The organism is Mesorhizobium sp. M7A.F.Ce.TU.012.03.2.1, from assembly GCF_004006095.1.
Classification (GTDB): Bacteria; Pseudomonadota; Alphaproteobacteria; order Rhizobiales; family Rhizobiaceae; genus Mesorhizobium.
Genome location: NZ_CP034779.1, coordinates 3,559,586 through 3,572,454, shown reverse-complemented (window position 1 = coordinate 3,572,454; position 12,869 = coordinate 3,559,586). Strand labels below are relative to the sequence as shown.

Annotated in this window: 14 protein-coding genes and 1 pseudogene; 7 read left to right on the top strand and 8 right to left on the bottom strand. The window is 62.1% G+C overall.

Annotation, left to right across the window (positions count from 1 at the left end; translation table 11 throughout):
* Positions 1-89 precede the first annotated feature (89 nt).
* Complete coding sequence (locus tag EJ079_RS17330) at positions 90-506, top strand: helix-turn-helix domain-containing protein (RefSeq protein ID WP_127396412.1); 417 nt, start codon at positions 90-92, stop codon at positions 504-506.
* A 178-nt stretch (positions 507-684) separates the two neighbouring features.
* Positions 685-933 (top strand): hypothetical protein, encoded by a 249-nt coding sequence (locus EJ079_RS33335; protein ID WP_164873808.1) that lies wholly within the window; start codon positions 685-687, stop codon positions 931-933.
* 44 nt (positions 934-977) lie between these two features.
* Here the strand turns inward: EJ079_RS33335 and EJ079_RS17325 are convergent, their stop codons facing one another.
* A complete protein-coding gene (locus EJ079_RS17325; protein ID WP_127811351.1) occupies positions 978-1,535 on the bottom strand; it encodes a GNAT family N-acetyltransferase in 558 nt (185 codons plus the stop codon).
* A gap of 181 nt (positions 1,536-1,716) precedes the next feature.
* Positions 1,717-3,912 (bottom strand): catalase/peroxidase HPI, encoded by a 2,196-nt coding sequence (gene katG, locus EJ079_RS17320; RefSeq protein ID WP_127809613.1) that lies wholly within the window; start codon positions 3,910-3,912, stop codon positions 1,717-1,719.
* A gap of 263 nt (positions 3,913-4,175) precedes the next feature.
* On the opposite strand from katG, the gene EJ079_RS17315 reads away from it, so the two are divergent.
* Positions 4,176-5,129, top strand: coding sequence for a hydrogen peroxide-inducible genes activator (locus EJ079_RS17315; RefSeq protein ID WP_127809612.1), 954 nt, complete (start codon positions 4,176-4,178; stop codon positions 5,127-5,129).
* A 19-nt stretch (positions 5,130-5,148) separates the two neighbouring features.
* Here EJ079_RS17315 and EJ079_RS17310 read toward each other — a convergent pair whose 3' ends face one another.
* Positions 5,149-5,862 (bottom strand): DNA helicase, encoded by a 714-nt coding sequence (locus EJ079_RS17310; protein WP_127809611.1) that lies wholly within the window; start codon positions 5,860-5,862, stop codon positions 5,149-5,151.
* A gap of 587 nt (positions 5,863-6,449) precedes the next feature.
* Here EJ079_RS17310 and EJ079_RS17305 point away from each other — a divergent pair.
* From EJ079_RS17305 to EJ079_RS17295, 3 genes and pseudogenes are all read left to right on the top strand, one after another.
* Entirely contained in the window at positions 6,450-7,427 is a 978-nt protein-coding gene (locus EJ079_RS17305; protein WP_127396757.1) for a hypothetical protein, read from the top strand.
* A gap of 500 nt (positions 7,428-7,927) precedes the next feature.
* Positions 7,928-8,845, top strand: coding sequence for an NADP-dependent oxidoreductase (locus EJ079_RS17300; RefSeq protein ID WP_127396756.1), 918 nt, complete (start codon positions 7,928-7,930; stop codon positions 8,843-8,845).
* A gap of 23 nt (positions 8,846-8,868) precedes the next feature.
* A pseudogene (locus EJ079_RS17295) lies at positions 8,869-9,015 on the top strand (DUF2267 domain-containing protein); the annotation flags it as partial.
* Positions 9,016-9,078: 63 nt separating this feature from the next.
* Here EJ079_RS17295 and EJ079_RS17290 read toward each other — a convergent pair.
* The 3 genes from EJ079_RS17290 to pcaD form a co-directional block, all read right to left on the bottom strand.
* Complete coding sequence (locus EJ079_RS17290; protein WP_127809610.1) at positions 9,079-9,294, bottom strand: hypothetical protein; 216 nt, start codon at positions 9,292-9,294, stop codon at positions 9,079-9,081.
* A gap of 44 nt (positions 9,295-9,338) precedes the next feature.
* A complete protein-coding gene (locus tag EJ079_RS17285) occupies positions 9,339-9,584 on the bottom strand; it encodes a hypothetical protein (RefSeq protein WP_023809680.1) in 246 nt (81 codons plus the stop codon).
* Positions 9,585-9,860: 276 nt separating this feature from the next.
* On the bottom strand, positions 9,861-10,652 hold the full coding sequence (pcaD, locus tag EJ079_RS17280) for a 3-oxoadipate enol-lactonase (protein WP_127396755.1): 792 nt from the start codon (positions 10,650-10,652) through the stop codon (positions 9,861-9,863).
* 101 nt (positions 10,653-10,753) lie between these two features.
* On the opposite strand from pcaD, the gene EJ079_RS17275 reads away from it, so the two are divergent.
* Positions 10,754-11,758 carry a LysR family transcriptional regulator gene (locus tag EJ079_RS17275; protein WP_127809609.1) on the top strand — a complete coding sequence of 335 codons (1,005 nt, stop codon included), beginning with the start codon at positions 10,754-10,756 and terminating at the stop codon, positions 11,756-11,758.
* On the opposite strand, the gene EJ079_RS17270 is transcribed toward EJ079_RS17275, so the two are convergent.
* Complete coding sequence (locus tag EJ079_RS17270; protein ID WP_127396753.1) at positions 11,748-12,062, bottom strand: hypothetical protein; 315 nt, start codon at positions 12,060-12,062, stop codon at positions 11,748-11,750. The genes EJ079_RS17275 and EJ079_RS17270 overlap by 11 nt on opposite strands.
* Positions 12,063-12,195: 133 nt before the next feature.
* Positions 12,196-12,645, bottom strand: a complete 450-nt coding sequence (locus tag EJ079_RS17265) for a GatB/YqeY domain-containing protein (RefSeq protein WP_127809608.1) — start codon at positions 12,643-12,645, stop codon at positions 12,196-12,198.
* Positions 12,646-12,869 lie beyond the last annotated feature (224 nt).

The window sequence follows — 12,869 nt, the reverse complement described above, 5'->3', positions numbered from 1 at the left end:
TGCCCGCGCGGCGTCGCCGCATGGGTCTTGAATCCTGATGTCCAGCACTGTAATTGCTCTAGTCACTAGAGCTTCAAGAGGAAAATTTCATGTTTTCGATCGGTGATCTCTCGCGCCGAACCGGGGTCAAGGTGCCGACCATCCGCTACTACGAGCAGATGGGCCTTGTTGCGGCACCCGAGCGCTCGGAAGGCAACCAGCGCCGCTATTCCAGGCAGGAACTGGAGCGGCTGGCCTTCATCCGCCACGCCCGCGACCTCGGCTTCGCCGTCGACGACATCCGCTCGCTGATCGAATTGAGCAGCCACCCCGAGCAGCCCTGCGGCCACGCCGACCGGATCGCCGAAGAACAATTGATCTCGGTACGGGAGAAGATCACTCAGCTAAAGCGGCTGGAGGCCGAGCTCGAACGCATCGCCACGTGCTGCAGTGGCAAGACGGTTGGCGACTGCTACGTCATCCGCGCGCTGTCCGATCACGCGCTGTGCGCTGACGAACATGGGTGAGGCGGAACAAGGAGCGACGCGGCGCAGCCTTATGGGTTCCGTGCAGTGACCTTAGAGAGTCGCAGCGCTGCAGAACCACCGGCACTGGGCGACGTAAAAACGAGCATATTTCTGCTTTGACTTTTCGCAGACATGCTAACGTTAAAGTGGTTGATCCAGTACAATCACTGACGGCAAAATGTATAAAATCGGAGGCCAACCACGCGATGGACAATTTGCTTCATTTTCTTGGGGACATATTGGGAAACGCGATATCGGGCAACCCCTCGAAGTCGAAGCTGATGCGGTGGGTGGAACGCATTTTCATCGCGCTCGTGGTGATGCTCATCGCCATGGTATTGTATCGGATTTACTCGACGTGATGGCCGCTATTGGCGCTTCCGGACGAACTCCGATGACGGCGCATGTGAAGACCTACAATTACTAATGCTGCAGAACTAACCACCCCTCCGGCCGCGGCGCCCCGCGCCCCTACAACTCGATCCTGAACCGCAAACTTTCCGCCCCGCCGTAGGCAGCATCCTCGAAAAAGCGTTCGACCAGCTTGCCACCATTGGCCAGGATCACCTTGTGCGAGGCCGGATTGCCCGGCTTGGCGGTGATCTCGACGTGAGCCAGGCCGACCGCCCTCGCCTCGTCCAGCATCAGCCGCAGCGCCTCGGTGGCGTAGCCGCGCCGCCGCTTCCACGGCACCACCGCATAGCCGATATGGCCGAGCACATGCGGCGGCAATTCCGACGTGCCCTTCTGCCAGCGAAAGCCGATCGAGCCCGACGCCTCGCCGTCCCAGATCCAGCGGCGGAAGCCCGGTAGGCGCGGCACCTTTTTGCCGTCTGGCAAACTGATCGCGCCACCCTTGGCCTGGGGATCGTCGAGGTCGGCAAGAAAGGCCACGGGATCCTTTTCGATGGCCGCGAGCTGCTCGCGCGTCGCCTCCATCAGCCGCACATTGTCCGGCGACCAGCCGCGTTCGAGCGCCGCCTTGTAGGACGGCAGATGTTCGAGCGCGGGTTTGACGATTTCGATCATGGTGCACTGGCGGAGACGCGACACCGGCAAGATAGCATCCCTGCCCAGGAAGGCACGGTCCACCAAAGCGCAATCTCTTACGACAAGGCCGCGCTCCCATCGCTGGAAACACGGCCCTGGCGTTGGGTCCTTGGGAGGACCGGTGATCCGGCGCGGCCGCGCCGGATCACCTTTAGCGATCTCAGGCGATGTCGAAGCGGTCGGCGTTCATCACCTTGGTCCATGCCGCGACGAAATCCCTGGTGAATTTCGCCTTGGCGTCCGCCGACCCGTAGACCTCGGCAAGCGCGCGGAGCTGGGCGTGCGAGCCGAAGATCAGGTCGGCACGGGTGCCGGTCCACTTGACCGCCTTGGTCTTGCGGTCACGCGCCTCGTAGACTTCGTCGGAGCCGGCGGCCGGATCCCAGACCGTGTTCATGCTGAGCAGATTGACGAAGAAGTCGTTGGTTAACGTACCCGGCCGGTCGGTGAGCACGCCGTGCTTTGACTTGGCCGTGTTGGCGCCGAGCACGCGCAGACCGCCGACCAGAACCGTCATCTCGGGCGCGGTCAGCGACAGCAATTGCGCCCGGTCGACAAGCATGGCCTCGACCGACATCGGCTGCTTGCCCCTGACATAGTTGCGGAAGCCATCGACTTTCGGCTCGAGCGCGGCAAAGGAATGGACATCGGTCTGTTCCTGTGAAGCATCCATGCGGCCCGGCGTGAACGGCACCTTGGTTTCGTGGCCGCCGTCCTTCGCCGCCTTCTCGACCGCGGCGACACCGCCGAGCACGATGAGATCGGCCAGCGAGATCTTTTTCCCGCCGGTCTGTGCCGCGTTGAACTCCGTCTGGATGGCTTCCAGCTTCGCTAGCACCTTCGACAGTTCCGCCGGCTGGTTGACGTCCCAATCCTTCTGCGGTGCCAGTCGGATACGTGCCCCGTTGGCACCACCGCGCTTGTCGGAATTGCGGAACGTCGAGGCCGAGGCCCACGCAGTCGAGACCAATTCGGAGACCGAAAGGCCCGATGCCAGGATCTTCGCCTTCAGCGACGCAATGTCCTGCTGGCCGACCAGTTCATGGTCGACCGCCGGGATCGGATCCTGCCAGATCAGCTCTTCCTTCGGCACGAGCGGGCCGAGATAACGAACGATCGGACCCATGTCGCGATGGGTCAGCTTGTACCAGGCGCGGGCAAACGCGTCGGCGAAATGGTCCGGATGCTCATGGAAGCGCCGCGAGATCTTCTCGTAGGCCGGATCGGCCCGCAGTGCGAGATCGGTCGTCAGCATGGCAGGCGCGCGGCGCTTGGACGGATCGTGGGCATCCGGCACGGTCCCGGCACCGGCGCCGCCCTTCGGCGTCCACTGATGCGCGCCGGCCGGGCTCGTGGTCAGTTCCCATTCGAAGTTGAACAGATTGTCGAAGAAGTTGTTGCTCCACTTGGTCGGCGTCGTGGTCCAGGTCACCTCGAGGCCCGAGGTGATGGCGTCGCCTGCAATGCCGGAGGCGTGCTTGCTCGACCAGCCAAGGCCCTGCGCCTCGATGCTCGAGCCTTCCGGCTCCGCACCCACCAGCGAGGCATCGCCGGCGCCGTGGGTCTTGCCGAAGGTGTGACCGCCAGCGATCAGCGCCACGGTCTCCTCGTCGTTCATGGCCATGCGCGCGAAGGTCTCGCGGATGTCGCGTGCCGAAGCCAGCGGATCCGGTCTGCCGTTCGGCCCTTCCGGATTGACGTAGATCAATCCCATCTGGACGGCGCCGAGATGGCCCTGGAGTTCGCGGTCGCCGGAGTAGCGCTTGTCGTCGAGCCACTTGGTTTCCGAACCCCAATCGACGTCCTGTTCGGGTTCCCAGACGTCGGCGCGGCCGCCAGCAAAACCGAAGGTCTTGAAGCCCATCGATTCCAGCGCGACGTTGCCGGTGAGGATCAGCAGGTCGGCCCAGGAGATCTTGCGGCCATATTTCTGCTTGACCGGCCACAGCAGCCGGCGCGCCTTGTCGAGATTGGCATTGTCCGGCCAGCTGTTGAGCGGAGCAAAACGCTGCTGGCCGGCCCCGGCGCCGCCACGGCCATCGCCGATGCGGTAGGTGCCGGCACTGTGCCAGGCCATGCGGATGAACAGCGGCCCATAATGGCCGAAGTCGGCCGGCCACCACTCCTGCGAATCCGTCATCACCTGGTGCAGGTCCTTGATCACCGCATCGAGATCGAGCGACTTGAATTCCTCGGCATAGTCGAACTCTTCGCCCATCGGATCCGAAAGGTTCGATTGCTGATGGAGAACGCCGAGATCGAGCTGGTTGGGCCACCAGTCACGGTTGCTCCTGCTGGAGGATCCGTGCGCAACGGGGCATTTGCCGGCGCTGGGATCATCGGTCTGTGCGTCCATGTTCTTCTCCGATCGTGGCTGTGTTGAACTGTTCAACTGCTGCGTGAACAGGGACGTTGGATGTCCCTGGAGGTGGTCCGTTTCATGGCTGGCGCGATGACCATATGCCCGATACGCGACCGAATATGTTGGATGTCCTGTTGCCGCGGGCATGCGCCTCACCAGGCGGTCCCGGCTGCTCCTCATCTTCGTTGCGACTCCTATAGCAAAGCCGCTTCATTAATTTAAGTTGGATTTCCTGATTACAGCGATAAGATGACATTATGACAAACCTGACGCTGAAGCAGTTGCGTTATTTCGAGGCGCTGGCGCGGCACAATCATTTCGGCCGTGCCGCCGATGCCTGCGCGATCTCGCAGCCCGCGATCTCGGTGCAGATCCGGGAGTTGGAGGAAACGCTTGGCACGGAGCTTTTCCAAAGAGGGCCACGCCAGGTCCGGCTGACCAATTTCGGCGAGGAATTCGCCTTGCGCGTTCGCGACATCCTGCGCTCGGTGGATGAGCTGACAGATCTGGCCCGCGCCTCGCGCGACCGGCTGGTGGGACGGTTGCGCATCGGGGTGATCCCGACGATCGCACCCTACCTTTTGCCTGCCATCATCGGCAACCTCGCCCGCATGCATGACGGGCTCGATATCCATGTGCGCGAAACGCAGACGCAGAAGCTGATCCAGGAACTGGCCGACGGGCGGCTCGATGCCGCCATCGTCGCCTTGCCGGTATCGGAAGCGTCGCTGACGGAAATCGTGCTGTTTGCCGAGAACTTCGTGCTGGTCCGACCCGGCGAGGATGAGGGAAAGCCGGTGCCCAACCGCGAAATGTTGCGCGAGATGCGGCTGCTCCTGCTCGAGGAAGGCCATTGTTTTCGCGACCAGGCGCTGTCGTTCTGCAACATGCATTCGGCACGGCCGCGCGAGTTGCTGGACGGCAGCTCGCTGTCGACCCTGGTGCAGATGGTCGGCGCCGGCGTCGGCGTCACCTTGATCCCCGAAATGGCCGTGCCGGTGGAGACGCGCTCGGCGGCGGTCTCTATCGCCCACTTCGCCAACCCCCAACCGTCGCGGACGATCGGCATGATCTGGCGCAAGACAAGCCCGATCGCCAAACAGCTGCTGCTTATATCCGAAGTGGTTCGCCAGGCAGCCGAAGCATTGCGCGCGCAGCACGGTTCGGCATCGGTTGCGCAGCCTCTGAATCTGCCGGCAGCGGCCCAATGAAGGCAGGCTGACCTGATCGTCAGCCTGCCGCCTGGAACCGGATTTCGCCCTTGTTCAGGAAGCAGGTCTTGTCGAACAGCGACAGGTCCAGAGGGTTCGGTAACCGCACATCGCCGATATCGGGACATGGCTTCTTCGCCGGATCGTATGACCGATCGATCTGCGAGATGAAGACGAGGATCAATCCTTTGTCGCGGGCAAAGGCCTTCAGCGTGCGAACCTGCGCCATCAGGTCCGGGTTTTCCCGCTTCTGATCGAGCAGTTGCAGATAATCGATCACCACCAGCGTGCCGCGCGGCGCCGAACCCAATGCCTTGACGATATAGGCGGCACTGATGGCGTCGGAATTATCGAATGTGAACTGGTCGTTGAACTGCACCGGGTCCGCCCCGATGGCTCGAAACCGGTCCAGCACATCCCTTTGCGTATATTCGAGCGTAAAGAAGACACCGCGATGGCCTGATTTCATGGCTTCGACCGCGAGTTCGAGGCTCATCAGCGTCTTGCCGTGTCCGGGTCGCGCACCGACCAGAACCAGGTCGCCGGGCGCAAGTTGCGCAAACAGCATGCCGGCGGGCGCCGCCTCGGCTGCCTTGGCTGCAAGCAGGCTCCAGCTGGCAAAACCTTCCTGGGCGGCAATACGGTCGAGCGCTTCGTGCAGCGCAATCTTGCCCTCGCGGGACAAAAGCCTGGCTTGACGCTTGAGATGGTAGATGGGCGCGGACAACTTCATCGCAAAACCTCCTGGTGCGAGCCGTTTTTGCAACCCCTCCTTATGCCAAGTGCTCGAACAGTCGGTTCGGTGATTGGATAGCGCCCTGCATGAACGATGCTTTCCCGGCGGAGGGAGGTGGCGTGGGCCGCGCCAGAATCAGATGATAGCTCAATCCCTGCGGATCGAAAATCGCCGACCTCCAGGGATCAGGCTCCGGACTCGCGGCTCTTCACGATAGGAATTTTTTCTTGACTTCCTGCCCTCAGCTATGGTACATATTTGTCCATGGTGCTGATTTGCGCCAATGACCCGCCGCACAGGCGGGTTTTCGTTTGATGCTCCGTCAGCCAACGCGCCGACGGCCTCCGAAGGGACCCGCCAACCCGAGTTCGTTGCCCTGCTTCAAGGAAGCGAAGACGTCCGCCGCAAGCCTGGAGCCAGCATGTCGGCGTAGGCCGTTGCATGCATCGACCTACTTTACGGCTCTTCATGCGGGTACGCTAAACAAGATGTGTTTCGCCCGATAATGCGAGGCCATCTATGATCGATTCTCGCGGCAATGCCGCAAGAAATCGCCATTCGCTTCGACAAGGAGAATTGATCCGGTGCGGTTGAGATCTGTTCCTCTGGGCGTCGTCGCCAGCTTTTTCGTCGCCGTCATCGCCGGGACGGTGTCGGCTCGATCCTTTGCCGCACCTTCTGACGTGCCGGCCTGGCTGCAGGCTCATGTCGGCAACAGCGACGGCCAGATCTCACAGATTGTCCTCGAACGAGCCCGCGCGCTTTACCTGAAGAAGGTCGCGCAAGGCGCTGTCAAGAACCCCTGCTACTTCGCCATGGATGCGACACGCCCCAGCGATCTGGGCAATGGCGTGCTCGGCCGTCGCTATTACGTCATCTGCGAGGCCAGCCAGTCGTTTAGCGCGATTTCGTCAGGCCACGGCAGCGGGCGGAATTTGAAAGGCGTCGTCGATTTTTCAAACGGCAAACGGTGCGCGAAGAACTTCGGCAATGCGATGGATTCATCGTTGACGGCCGGCGGCGCCTATATGACCAGCGAGGCCAAAACCTCGTTCAAGGGCTATTACCGCACTGGCGCGAAGCAGGACGCGGTTTTCCAGCGCACCTTCATCCAGTTCGACGGCGAAGGCGAAGCCGCGAACGCCAGGCAGCGGGCGATCGGCGGTCACGCTGCCCAGGTGCTGCATGGCATGTGCCTGCGCAAAAACCCGAACAGCTCGCACGCCGACCATGACGGCTTCGTGCCGTTCGGCAAGCTGGTGGACTATGCCGGCGGTCGCAGCAATGGCTGCACCAGCTGGTCGCCGGCGGATGCCAAGCGGATCATCCCGATGGTCAAGGACAATCCGACGACGCTCTACATCTACCCGGAATCGCGCGACATCACCGCGGTCGCAGCCGACCGTTCACAGCCGGGCGCCTACTGGAACGCGTCCTGCCTGAAGGAAATCGGCACACCGAAATTCTGGCCGAGAAAGACCCTTGAGCCGATCATCGCCCAATACAGGAAGGATCATCCGGCACCGCCGCCACAGCCGCTGCCGATCTGCGAAGCGTCTTGAAGTCCGCATCGCGCCGCCGCGTCGATTAAGACCGTGCTGCTTTATGTTCGTCGTGCGAACCGCATTGATCGGCGGCCCTGCGACCCACCAGCAATGATTCAATCCGATCTCCAAGGTCAGCGCGCCAGCAGCTTCGGCCCCGCCTCTCTCCTCGGCGTCGCTACTCAAAACAGCTGTGTGCATAAGGGCCGGATGGATCAGACTGGTTGAATGCTCTGGCCGAGGAGAGAATTTCCGGCACCACGTTCAGCCGATTGCGGTGGTTGGAACCAACGGCCTGCTACCCAGTTAGAAAGCCAGCAAGTCTGGTTCTAGCCTTGCCGCCATGTGAATCAAAACCCGCCGACGCAGTCTACGGCCTAGCAGGAGTGGCGACCTTGCAGCGGCGGTGGCCCGCTGGGAAACCGGTGTGCCTGCCTCCGCGACCTGGGCTGCACAGCCGCTGACGACAGCCCAGCAGACACCGTCGCCGACAGCCAAGCAACAGGAGATATGCCGACATGAAAGCAGCCCGCATCCATGCTTTTGGCGGACCTGAGGTTCTTTCGATCGATCAAGTCCCCTTGCCTCAACCGCTTGACGACGAGGTTGTGCTCAGGGTTCGCGCCGCGAGCGTCAATCCGATCGACTACAAGATCCGCGAAGGTTCGACGAACGAGAACCTGCCGGTCACACTCGGGCGCGACGTGTCCGGCACGGTGGAAATATGCGGCACGCGGGCAAATACGTTGAAGAAGGGCGACCCGTTATTCGCGATGCTTGGTCATGACCGGGGCGGCAATGCCGAATTTGTCGTGGTCAAGGCGACGGAGGCGGCTGCGAAACCGGATCGTCTCAGCCATGTCGAAGCCGCGGCGGTGCCGCTTGCCGGCATCACTGCATGGCAGGGCCTTTTCGACCATGGCGGCCTCAAATCCGGGCAACGGGTTCTCATCCATGGCGGCGCCGGCGGCGTCGGTCATCTGGCGATCCAGTTCGCCAAGGCCGCGGGCGCGTTCGTCGCGACAACCGTTTCCGCCGAGGACGTGGTTTTCGTCCGTGAGCTCGGCGCCGATCAGACGGTCGACTACAAGAACCAGCGTTTCGAAGAGGTCGTCGATGCGGTCGACCTGGTGTTCGACCTTGTCGCGGGCGACACGCAGGACCGCTCCTGGGAGGTGCTCAAACCTGGCGGGACGCTCGTTTCCACTCTTTCCGAACCGTCGCAGGAAAAGGCAAACTTGCGCCGGGCGCGTGGCGTCTCCTATCTGGCCGAACCGAATGCGGCGCATCTTGCCGAGATCGGCCGCCTCATCGAGGCCGGCAAGGTCACCCCCTTCGTGCAAGCCACCTACCCTCTTGGAGAGGTCGCCAAAGCGGAAGAACGGCTGGAAAATGAGCATGTGCGTGGCAAGATCGTGCTTGAGGTTTCCGCCTAGCGAGTTGGTGCTTCTGCCGTCCCTCTCGCCCCGTCGATCCCGAGGAGGCGGCACGCTCGGTGTTCCGAGTTCTTGCACGGCATATTGATCTTGGCCAATCGGCCAAGGTGCGCGATGCCCTGCCGAAAGAAATCCAGGCGCTTTGGCCCGAAAGCCTCGGAGTCAAATAGCGTCGGCACCGAACCTGACGGCTCCCTGGGCAGCCGTGCCGAGGCAGGCGCCCGTGTCAAGCGTCAGTCCCGCAAACGGTTGGCGGCATGATCCTGATGCTGCTCGGTCGCGACCTGCCTGGAGTCCAAACCGCGTTCTTTGGAATGCTGCGCCTTGTCGCGATTGGACAGAACCTTGATTTCTTCAAGCTTGTCCTTTGGCGTTACGGTCATGGCGCCTGTGCCAGAACCCTTTCCCTGCGAACCTGCTCCGATGTGTTTCTTGCTCCCGCGTGCCATGGGCTGCCTCCAATCTATGACAAATGTTCCAGAATCGTGCTCATCTAGTCGTCAGGACGGTTTTTGTGATGGACGCTTTCCTGATTTTTACCGCGAAGGATGTTGCGGTCGTCCGGATCGACGAGGTCCGGTGTGTCGGTTCTCATGTCCGACCCTTTGCGCAGCGCTTCGCGTTCCGCCGCTGATCGTTTCAGATCCGCCTCTGAATCGAAATCCTTGCCGGCATTCTTTGTGTTTTCTCGCTCTTCAATGATGCGAATTTGTTGGTCATGGGTTTTGCGTCCAGTCATCGCTTCCTCCGGTGTGTTCGTGTTGGCGCTCGAAAGTCATCGGCCGCCTCTAAGGTCGGGTCACGGCGCTTGCCTGTCCGAGCCGGCTCTCGTGCTGATAATGGCAAGGTGACGGGATCGTTCCGAAGGCGTTGAATAAGCTTTTCGCCAGATGGCTCGGTTCACCTAGGGCTCACGTTGACCGAGGCCGCCGCCCCGCCTTCTGAACCAGTACGTCCTTTGAACGTTTCGGCGACCGCCGGACTGGTGCCGGACGCCTTTCCGTCGCGCTCCAGCTCAGCGCAGGAAATCGACCACAGCCTGGATGAACTCTGCCGGATATTCGATGTTCGACAGATGGACCGCGGGCAGCACTACAAGCTTCGCGCCGGGCACCGCCGCGGCAATCATCTCACCGTGGCTGGCTGCTGTCACCGTGTCGTGCCGACCGGCGATCACCAGCGTCGGCCGGGGTATCAGTGCTACGGTGCGGCGAAGATCGGCGTCGCGAACCGCTGCGAACAGACCCGCCAGGCCTTGCCGGTCGATAGCCAGCAGCATGGTGCGAAACTCTTCGACCACGGGCTCGTTGGCGGCAACCATCGACGTGGGGAACCAGTTGCTCAGGAACGTCTCGGCGGTTTCCGACATGTCCGGCGCCTGCCGCACCGCGGCAATCCGCTCGTCGAAATAGCTTGCCGGCGAGAGATGGGACGAGGTGTTGCTCAGGATCAGCCGGTCGATCCGCTCGGGCGCGTGGATGCCGAGCCACTGCGCGACGAACCCGCCGAGCGACAGGCCAACGAAATGTACGCGTTGCAGGTCGAGCGCGTCGAGCAGCTCGATGACGTCGCGGCCAAGCCGGTCGAGCGAGTAGGCGCCGACGGGAACGCTCGATCCGCCATGGCCGCGAAAATCGTAGCGCAGGACACGGAAATGCTTCGACAATTCGCCGATCTGCCTGTCCCACATGTGCAGCGTGGTGCCGATGGAATTCGACAGCACCAGCACCGGCTTGCTTGCCTCGCCATCGAAGCGGTAGGCGATGCGCGTGCCGTCGCCCGTTGTGACGAAATTCAGCTCATTCATGATGAAGATTCCTTCTGGAACGTTGAACGAGACAGAGCCTAGCCGTGGGGCGATTTTGTTGATATTACAAAGATAGGACAATCTCTGTAATAAAAACTGATATGGCCGAATTCACTCTGCACGACCTGCAATGCTTCGATGCAGTGGTCCGCACCGGCGGTTTTCAACCTGCGGCGGCCATGCTGTATCGCTCGCACCCGGCGGTGTTCGCCGCCGTCGCCAAGCTGGAACGACAGCTCGGCCTCATCCTTTTGGACCGCAGCGGCTATCGCGTGCGTCCGACCGAGGCCGGGCTTTCGTTCCACCGCCGAGCGCTATCGCTGCTGCGCGAGTTGGACGGTTTGCGCGTCCATGCCGCCCAGTTGGCGATGGGTGAGGAAAGCGAGATCCACGTGGTGATAGGCGACCTGTGCCCGCGCCCGCATGTGCTGGGCATGCTCGGGCGGTTCTTCGCACAGTGCCCCGGCACGCGCCTGCATCTGCATTTTGAAGCGGTGGGCGGCCCATGGGAGCGTCTATTCGATGACGAAGCCGATCTGATCCTGCACTGGGTCGACAAGGGCGATGCGCGGGTGGAATGGGTCGATCTGTGCAAGGTGTCCTTCATTCCCGTGGTGGCGCCGGGCTTTCTGCCCGGGCGTATCGAGCAGCCGATCACTCTGGATCAGATGCAGGCACTCACCCAATGCGTCATGCGCGACAGCGCCCGCCATTCGCCACAACAAAACTATTCGCTGATCGAAGGCGCGCCGCAATGCCTCGTCGCCGACCAGGGCATGAAGAAGGAGATAATCCTGCAGGGCCTTGGCTGGGGCCACCTGCCCCGCTTCCTGATCGAGGAAGAACTGTATGACGGGCGCCTGCAATCCATTGCCGGCCGCCACCTGCCGGGCCGCACCGACGAACTGGTGGTGGCGCGGCGCCGCGACCGGCCGCATGGGCCGATCGCCAACCGTCTGTGGGATCATATCCAGCAGGAAGCGCCGGCATTGCGCCGTGCATTGGAGCCGACGGGGCCCGCCGGACAGACACCCACCAACCAGTCGCGAAAGGCGCAAGTGGCAACGCCAGGACCTCTCGGGTCCCGTCCAGCGATCACTTCTTGACATACGCTCCAGGCTGGCGGCCGCTCTTCGGAGCCTTGGCGTCCTTTGAACGCTCCGCGATAGCGGGGCCGGCGCCGGACGTCTTTTCGGTTGCGGCGCTCGGCGTGACTTGCCTTGGCGGGTTTTGTCCCTCCGACTGGCGGGTTCGGTCTTCCACTTCGCCCATCCGGCGGGTGAGCCCGATGCCGCCGACGGGCTTCTTGTTGGCGGCCGCATCCTGGGAGAATTCATCGGAAGCGTCGGCATCGGTCTTTGCCGGATATTTCGTCGCACCGGTTTCATAGCGGGTTTCGTTCTCAGTCATGACATCTCTCCAGTTGCATGACGGATAAACATCTCAGCGGTATCCGAGTTCCAACTCCTGGACTTCGATTCTGGACGGATCTGGGTTCCGGGAGCGCCCGGTCGGCCACCCAAGCGACGAGATGAGCAGCACCCTACTGCAGCAGGCCCTTGACGATGCCGCTCGCCTTGCCGAAATCCATCTGGCCGGCATATTTCTGCTTCAGTGCGGCAATCACCTTGCCCATGTCCTTCTGGCTGGCCGCACCGGTCGCGGCGATCGCCTCGCGCGCCGCAGCCGTCACCGCCGCATCGTCCAACTGCGTCGGCAGGAAGGTGCGGATGATCTCCATCTCGCCGCGCTCCTGCGCGGCGAGTTCGGGCCGCTTGCCGTCGTCGAAGGCTTTGGCCGATTCCTCGCGCTGCTTCACCATCTTGGCCAGGATCTGCAGGATCTCCTCGTCGCTGGCCGGCTCCTTGCCTGAACCGCGATTGGCGATGTCGCGGTCGTGAATGGCGGCCTGGATCAGCCGAAATGTCGGCAGCCGGTGCTTGTCCTGCGCCTTCATCGCGCTCTTCAGGGATTCGGCGATTTTGCCGCGCATGGTGCATTCTCCTTCGATCGGCGCGGACAATAGCGCCGGGGGCGAGCCAAGGCAAATCCTGATGTGCCGGGGCAAGCCACTGATTTTGCTAGGCGAAATAAAACATGGCGGCATTTCGCATGATCATTGACCGCCCTGCCCCCTTCCCCTATGTACTGGGCCTTGCATGAACGGAAATTTGACTGCGTGGGAGCCGCGAAATCGCCGCTTCGCGCCGTTTGCCG

What these genes read in the sequence shown, in the direction of transcription:
- EJ079_RS17330 (WP_127396412.1), top strand. Translation starts at nt 90, where the DNA reads ATGTTTTCGATCGGTGATCTCTCGCGCCGAACCGGGGTCAAGGTGCCG.
- EJ079_RS17270 (WP_127396753.1), bottom strand. Translation starts at nt 12,062, where the DNA reads ATGACTGAGAACGAAACCCGCTATGAAACCGGTGCGACGAAATATCCG.
- EJ079_RS17275 (WP_127809609.1), top strand. Translation starts at nt 10,754, where the DNA reads ATGGCCGAATTCACTCTGCACGACCTGCAATGCTTCGATGCAGTGGTC.
- pcaD (WP_127396755.1), bottom strand. Translation starts at nt 10,652, where the DNA reads ATGAATGAGCTGAATTTCGTCACAACGGGCGACGGCACGCGCATCGCC.
- EJ079_RS17300 (WP_127396756.1), top strand. Translation starts at nt 7,928, where the DNA reads ATGAAAGCAGCCCGCATCCATGCTTTTGGCGGACCTGAGGTTCTTTCG.
- EJ079_RS17290 (WP_127809610.1), bottom strand. Translation starts at nt 9,294, where the DNA reads ATGGCACGCGGGAGCAAGAAACACATCGGAGCAGGTTCGCAGGGAAAG.
- EJ079_RS17315 (WP_127809612.1), top strand. Translation starts at nt 4,176, where the DNA reads ATGACAAACCTGACGCTGAAGCAGTTGCGTTATTTCGAGGCGCTGGCG.
- katG (WP_127809613.1), bottom strand. Translation starts at nt 3,912, where the DNA reads ATGGACGCACAGACCGATGATCCCAGCGCCGGCAAATGCCCCGTTGCG.
- EJ079_RS17310 (WP_127809611.1), bottom strand. Translation starts at nt 5,862, where the DNA reads ATGAAGTTGTCCGCGCCCATCTACCATCTCAAGCGTCAAGCCAGGCTT.
- EJ079_RS17325 (WP_127811351.1), bottom strand. Translation starts at nt 1,535, where the DNA reads ATGATCGAAATCGTCAAACCCGCGCTCGAACATCTGCCGTCCTACAAG.
- EJ079_RS17285 (WP_023809680.1), bottom strand. Translation starts at nt 9,584, where the DNA reads ATGACTGGACGCAAAACCCATGACCAACAAATTCGCATCATTGAAGAG.
- EJ079_RS17265 (WP_127809608.1), bottom strand. Translation starts at nt 12,645, where the DNA reads ATGCGCGGCAAAATCGCCGAATCCCTGAAGAGCGCGATGAAGGCGCAG.
- EJ079_RS33335 (WP_164873808.1), top strand. Translation starts at nt 685, where the DNA reads ATGTATAAAATCGGAGGCCAACCACGCGATGGACAATTTGCTTCATTT.